5 protein-coding genes are annotated in these 6,000 nt (G+C 53.7%); all 5 read left to right on the top strand.

All coding sequences use genetic code 11. The features are described 5' to 3' along the window. The first annotated feature begins 489 nt into the window (after nt 1–489). Nucleotides 490–933: an IS1 family transposase gene (locus GM79_RS16520; RefSeq protein ID WP_035566033.1), complete on the top strand. Its 444-nt coding sequence runs from the start codon at nt 490–492 to the stop codon at nt 931–933. 779 nt (nt 934–1,712) lie between these two features. Further along, entirely contained in the window at nt 1,713–3,764 is a 2,052-nt protein-coding gene (locus GM79_RS23865) for a BatA domain-containing protein (RefSeq protein ID WP_072008644.1), read from the top strand. Nucleotides 3,765–3,836: 72 nt separating this feature from the next. Further along, nucleotides 3,837–4,391, top strand: a complete 555-nt coding sequence (locus GM79_RS16510) for a DUF4199 domain-containing protein (RefSeq protein ID WP_072008643.1) — start codon at nt 3,837–3,839, stop codon at nt 4,389–4,391. A 52-nt stretch (nt 4,392–4,443) separates the two neighbouring features. Further along, nucleotides 4,444–4,968, top strand: a complete 525-nt coding sequence (locus tag GM79_RS16505) for a DUF4199 domain-containing protein (protein ID WP_035566025.1) — start codon at nt 4,444–4,446, stop codon at nt 4,966–4,968. Nucleotides 4,969–4,987: 19 nt separating this feature from the next. Then, nucleotides 4,988–5,938 carry a glycosyltransferase family 2 protein gene (locus GM79_RS16500; protein ID WP_410471188.1) on the top strand — a complete coding sequence of 317 codons (951 nt, stop codon included), beginning with the start codon at nt 4,988–4,990 and terminating at the stop codon, nt 5,936–5,938. Nucleotides 5,939–6,000: the final 62 nt, after the last annotated feature.

Raw genomic sequence — 6,000 nt, 5'->3', positions numbered from 1 at the left:
GTCGCCTGGCCAAGCCAGGCGCTCACTTTTTTTAGCCGCCGCTGGCAGCTTAGTCGGCCGGCCCGATCGCTGCCCTTCGAGCAGTCCCGCTAAGCCGTGGTCGCCCCAGGCCGTGAGCCAGTCGTGGACTGTAGCATAGCGCACTGCAAAAAAGGTGGCTAACTGAGTTGGCGGTGGTCTAATCTAAGGTGAAATGATTAATTTTAGGGATGGTTTTTACGCAACATTTCTGCGCTGCTTGCGGCAGTGAACATATTCGCCGTAACGGCAGCGCTGGGGGCCATGCCAAATACCAGTGCAAAGGCTGCGGGCATCAAGCCCGCTTTACCCCCGCCGCCGTGGCTAAAGCGGTCCAATATACCCAAGTAGATGAGCTGCTGCGCGAGCGCAATTCGCAGCGTAGCATTGCCCGCGTGACGGGTGTTTCGCGGGTGACGATTGCCAGCCGGATAAAAAAAAGCGCAAGCGGCTTCGCCGGCGCTCCCGCGCTTGCGCCCCAAAAAGGACCAGAAAAAGGAGTGGGAAGCGCTGGAGTTGGATGAAATGTGGACGTTTGTGGGCCAGCGGCGGCGTAAAGTCTGGCTTTGGCTGGCCGTCGAGCGGGCCAGCCGGCGCATCGTGGCCTGGGTGCTGGGCCGGCGGGATGCGGCCACTGCCCGACGGCTCTGGCAGGCGCTGCCCCGCCGCTACCGCTGCCGCTGCTGGTATTTCACGGACGAGTGGAAAGCCTACGTGGGGGTGTTGCCCCGCTGGCACCATCGCCGCTGCCCCAAGGGCAGCGGCGGAACAAGTATTGTCGAAGCCATCAACTGTTCGCTACGCCAGCGCTGTGGGGTGCTCGTGCGAAAATCTTGTTCCTTCAGCAAGTCGCTGAGTATGCACACCGCCCGGATTAAAATTGTAATTGACCGGTACAATACCACCTTGAATTAGACCACCGCCCACTCGTTTTATGTTTTTAGGCTAGATGCATATGAAGCATTGTGGTCCAGCACTACGCCGGTGGTACACCTGGGCCGAAGGCCGGCAACGCGACCAATAGGGCACATCGCTACACAGCGGTCCGAACGTGACGTTGGTGGCTCTGACCCCGACTGGTCTGCAAGTGGCCATGATGATAAGTGGGGCGGTCAACGAAGCGGTATTTGCAGCTTATCTAAGCCAAGTGCTCGGGCCCACGCTGGAGCTGGTATAAAAGGGTGGCTGGGCGCGCCAGCACCAAAAGTCGCCTGTCACAACCCGAAAAAAGTACTGAATTTGATTTTCGGTCAAGGCGGGTTTGAATCTATATTTCAGGTACTGGACGGCCTCTCAGTATTGCATGCTTCGGTTCTTTGTAAGGCCAATAATTACTTGATTTAGAGGTTTTTGCTGCGAGATTTGTGCATGAGAGGCATGTGCTGTAAAACGGTCGTAATTTTGGCAACAAAGTGCTGCTTCATGGGGCGGGAGAGGATTTGCTTGCGTTGAAACCATAAAGTGCAACTGCTCCGTTTTAGGCTCAAACCCGTCAATCGCCCCGCACAAGCTTTTGCCTACCCTCAATACCCTGTTTATTAATTGCCGAAAAGTAGTGAGTTAAAGTGGTTTGTAAATATTTAATTTCATATTGCTTTTATGATATTATGTGTCAATTATAATCAGTTCTGCATAATTAATGCATTTTCATAAACAGGTTATATTTAAATTTTTAACAATTTAGCTCTTAGTAAATGCAGCTGATTTATCCTTGGTTTTTGTTGGGTTTGATGGGTATTGGAGTGCCAGTGATTATTCATCTCTTGCAATTGCGTAGACTTCAGCGCGTGTTGTTTACAAATATTTCTTTTATTAGAGATGCACAATTAATAGCTGCAAAATATCGTAAGGTTAACAACTTACTAGTTTTGTTGACTAGGATTTTGGCAATCACTGGTTTGGTATTGGCCTTTAGTCAGCCATTTATTACTGCTGAAGGCGAAAACGCAGGATTGGGGAGAACAGGAACTGAAATTTTGGTTGATGATTCGTATAGCATGCAGCGTCCTGGCGTACAAGGCACGTTGCTAAGTAGCGCAGTTTCAGAAGCACGGTTATTGGGAAGTGGTGCGCAGCGCGGTGGTAAACTGCGATTGTTGAACGAGGGGAGTAGCCTCATTTCGCAGGAAGTTTTTCAATCTAAATTAGATAGAATTGGTTTGGCTTCGCAGGGTGCTTTGTCGAGGGTTAGTGCCAGCAACGAAATGCGAGATAGTAGCGAGATTACGCGGTTCGTATTTTCTGATTTTCAGAAAACGGGCATTAATATCAAACAGATAGAAAAAATAGCTGCGAAAAGAAAGCTGGTTCTTGCCCCAATAGCAGCAACGCCGATTGCAAATATTTATGTTGATAGTGTTTGGCTGGATGACGCATTTGTGCGGGTGCAAACTAACGTTGGATTACATGTTCGGTTGAGGAATGGAGGAAGTAATGTTGCTTCCAACTGCCCGGTGAAAGTTTTTTTTGGAGCCAAGCAAGTTGCGGCATTTCAGGTGACAATAGCGCCCGGAGAATCGGCTGCTTCCGTATTGCAAGTGCGGTTGGAAGATGACAAGTTGGTGCTGGGGCGGGTAGTGACGGAAGATGCTCCGGTGACTTTTGATAACACCTACTATTTCACCATGCAGCCCGCTGCCGCTATTCGAGTGCTTGAAATTGGTGATACTCCGGTTGCTGAACAGCTTTATGGCAATGAGCCTTTGTTCAGTTACGCGTTTTCAAAGCCTCAAAACCTGAGCTTTGGAGCGATGCGACAGGCCAATTTGGTGATGATTCAGGAGGTAGAGCGGCTGGATGCCGGCTTGCGCGATGGGCTGAAAGCAGTTGTGCAACGGGGGGGAAGTGTGGTGGTGGTGCCAACGGCTTCGGTGGCAGGCCAGGCTTCTTACCAAGCGCTTTTCAAGGAGCTGGGCCTTGGGACCGTGCAGTGGGAGGCGACAGCAACGCCGCCGGAATTGCGCGAGGTGGCCATGCCAAGCGTCCGCGAACCGTTCTTTCGGGATGTGTTTGGGGCGCAGCAACGGGCCGTAACCATGCCCCGAGTGGCGCCGGTGTTGCGGTGGTCGCGCACAGGAACCGATATTCTGCGGTTGCAGGATGGGGAGAGCTACCTGGCGAATTTTACGAGTGGGGCGGGAAGCGTATCCGTCTTTTCGGCGCCTTTTGCAAGAGCGTATTCTGATTTCTTGCAGCATGCGCTTTTTGTGCCGGTCATGTATCGGTTGGCAATGCTGAGCTACCGTAGCGAACAACTGCCTGCTTATCGCCTGACGGCGGGCACGCTGACCCTGCCGCTGCCGCCCACGGCTGGCGCTGGAAATTCGGAGGAAGCGGGCATCCGATTGGTAAAGGATAGTGTGACGTTTATTCCGGTTCAGCGGGTGGTAGGGCCGCAGGTCCGTCTGGATTTGCCCCAGGGCATGGACGCGCCGGGATTTTATCAGGTGCGGCAGCGCGGCAAAGTGTTGGCCACGCTGGCGTTCAATGCCGATAAGAGCGAATCGGAACTGGCGGCTTACACTGCGGCTGAATTACGCCAGCTGCTCGGGAACCGGTCCAATGTCACGGTGCTGGAAGGCGGCCAAAATGGAACCGGGATTGCCAAATTTGCGGCCGAGCAATCGGGCCAGCCGCTCTGGCGCTATTGCGTAGCATTTGCGTTGGCTTGCTTGCTCGCGGAAACGTTGCTGATTCGTTTCGCTAACAGAGCGGCTACCCGCGCCGGGAGCGGGGCAACTGCGTAGGCGCGAATGCGCGGAAAATGGCAATCCAGATGCATTAGCGCGTATCTTGTCGCCTGAATTAATGCCCTGCTTATGGATACTTCCTTTGACCCTACCCCTGCTCAGACCAACGCAACGGCGGGCCTGGCAACGCGCCTGGGGCTGCGTTTTGGGGTAGGAGCGGGGGTGGCGTGCGCTATCTGGATGGTGGTTTTGCAACTCACCGGTAGCAATGGCTTCGGGCCCAAGCAGATAATGGCGCAGCTGTTGGTGCCATTGGCTGCCGTAGCCAGCCAATGGATTTTGCGGCGGCAGCTAAAGCCTGCAAAACCCGGATTGGGGCGTTCGTTGGGAGTGGGGGTGTTCACCGTGCTGGTGGCCGCGTTTATCTCGGCGGGCAGTTTGGTGGGGCTGGCCTACGGGGCCGGCGAAAAGGCGTTGGCGGGGCACCGGGCGGAGGTGCTGGAAATAGTGCGCGCGCAGCAGCGGGAAAATTCCAAAGTGGTGCTGAGTGCGCAGCAAAAGCAAGAGCAGGTCCAGCGCGTCGCCGATTTGTCGGTCGGGGATATGGCAATCAGCAACTTCACGCAATTATTGCTGATGGGGCTGGCCCTCGCGGTGCCCAGCGGAATATTTTTGCGCGAATAATTCGGTTTAACTTTCGGCTCATTCTAATTCACCCTTTTCACTCTCCAACTAAATGGAAACAACAACTACTCCGGTATCGGCCACTTCGGTGGGCTTGCGCTATGGCCTGCTAACCGGGCTAATCAGCGTTATTATTTCGTTCGGCCTGTTTGCGACCAGCATGGAGCAGAGCCCATTGCGTTTCGTCACTTTCGTTGTCTTGATTGTAGGAATCGTACTGGCAATGCGCCAGTTCAAAGAAAATAATCACGGTTTCATGAGCTTTGGCCAAGGCGTAGGTATTGGAACAATGGTTTCGGCAGTTGTGGGCGTGCTGAGCGCTATTTTTTCCTACGTGTACCTGAATATGATTGACCCCGATGCGGTGGTGCGAATGATGGACAAGGCGCGCACTGACATGGAAGCCCAGAGCGGGGTTACGGACGAGCAAATTGAACAGGGCATGGCCATGGCCGGTAAGTTTATGAACGGACCCATGATGATGGTTATCGTGCTGCTGACCAGTATTATTATGGGGGTTGTCCTTTCGCTGATAATTTCGGCATTCATGAAGCATTCAAAACCCGAGTTTGAATAAATCATCCGCTATTTTTCCGGTGGAAATTTCCATCGTCATTCCGCTGCTCAACGAGGCGGAGTCGCTGCCCGAGCTCACGCGGTGGATTGCGCGGGTGCTGCAACCCCGCGCACTCAGCTACGAGGTGCTGTTGATTGACGACGGCTCCACGGACGATTCGTGGGAAGTTATCCAGGCGCTGGCGACAACTGATGAGGCAATCCGCGGCATTCGGTTCAACCGGAACTACGGCAAATCGGCGGGGCTGAATGTGGGCTTCGAGGCGGCCCGCGGCCGGGTGGTGTTTACCATGGATGCCGACTTGCAGGACTCGCCCGACGAGCTGCCCGAGCTCTACCGCATGATTACGGAGGACAAGTTTGACCTCGTGAGCGGTTGGAAGCAGAAACGCTACGACCCACTGTCGAAAACAATTCCGACCAAGCTTTTCAACGGGGCAACCCGTTGGATTTCTGGCATTCGGCTGCATGATTTCAATTGCGGCCTGAAAGCGTATGACCAGCGCGTAATAAAAAGTATCGAGGTGTACGGCGAAATGCACCGCTACATTCCGGTTATCGCGAAGTGGAACGGCTTCCGGCGCATCGGCGAGAAAGTAGTGCAGCACCAGGAGCGCAAATACGGCGTGACTAAATTCGGGCTGGAACGGTTTATTTTCGGCTTTCTCGATTTAATAAGCATCACCTTCGTGGGGCGGTTCCGGCGGGCCCCGATGCACTTTTTTGGCACCTTGGGCACCCTCTCGTTTTTGGTCGGACTCTTAATTACGCTGTGGCTGACGGGCGAGAAAGTGTGGCTGTCGCTGCACAACCTAAAGGCGCGGCAGGTGACGGAGCAGCCCCTGTTTTTCCTGGCCCTGACGGCCGTAATTGTGGGCGTACTACTTTTTGTGGCAGGTTTTCTGGGCGAGATGATTCAGCTTAACGGCCCCAGGCGGGACGACTATTTAATTAGGGAAAGGCTGAATTAAAACTGTTTATCAAGTTGCATTTGACAAACTCGGTAAGCGCTTTGTGATAAGCTATTAATCAG

The sequence above is a fragment of the Hymenobacter sp. IS2118 genome (assembly GCF_000715495.1).
Taxonomy (GTDB): Bacteria; Bacteroidota; Bacteroidia; order Cytophagales; family Hymenobacteraceae; genus Hymenobacter.
This window is presented reverse-complemented; position numbering and strand designations above follow the sequence as displayed.

Bases quoted from the DNA above. Each gene is read 5' to 3' on its own strand.
- GM79_RS23865 (WP_072008644.1), top strand. From the start codon at position 1,713: ATGCAGCTGATTTATCCTTGGTTTTTGTTGGGTTTGATGGGTATTGGA.
- GM79_RS16510 (WP_072008643.1), top strand. From the start codon at position 3,837: ATGGATACTTCCTTTGACCCTACCCCTGCTCAGACCAACGCAACGGCG.
- GM79_RS16505 (WP_035566025.1), top strand. From the start codon at position 4,444: ATGGAAACAACAACTACTCCGGTATCGGCCACTTCGGTGGGCTTGCGC.